The sequence below is a fragment of the Stenotrophomonas sp. YIM B06876 genome (assembly GCF_030711595.1).
GTDB lineage: Bacteria > Pseudomonadota > Gammaproteobacteria > Xanthomonadales > Xanthomonadaceae > Stenotrophomonas.
In genome coordinates, this window is sequence record NZ_JAUJUJ010000559.1 from 1 (window position 1) to 440 (window position 440).

Genomic DNA, 440 nt, shown 5'->3' on the forward strand with positions numbered 1-440 from the left:
ATGCGCTTGATCCAGGCCAGTTAAAATAATGGTCAAAAAGGCCGCAAACGCTTGCCAGTCAAGCGCAGCAAGCTATTGAAACCGTAGTACCCCGCAGCGCTCACCGCAGTTGCTCGAAGTCGATGAAGCCGCGCTCCACGTTGGTGTCGACCAGCGTCACGCGGATCTTGCGGCCCACCTCCAGGTTCGGCTCGCCGGCCACCAGCAGGCCCTCGGCCGGGGGCGTGAAGATGCGCACCCAGGTCGCTGTTTCGCTGCGCCCGGTGACGACGGCGTCGAACGCCTGGCCCACGCGGTTGTGCAGGTACAACGCGGCCTCAGACTTGCGCACGCTGCGCTCCACTTTTTCTGCCGCGTCCTCCTGGTGCGTGCAGTGCGCGGCCAGGGCCGCCAGCTCGGCCACGCCGTAGGGCGCGCGCGCATGCGCCAGCAGCGCCTTG

The 440-nt window shown here is 66.4% G+C and carries 1 protein-coding gene; it reads right to left on the bottom strand.

The features are described 5' to 3' along the window. Positions 1-100: 100 nt before the first annotated feature. Positions 101-440 (bottom strand): hypothetical protein (locus QZH66_RS18455; RefSeq protein WP_305807239.1); only part of this gene is annotated, 340 nt, incomplete at its 5' end.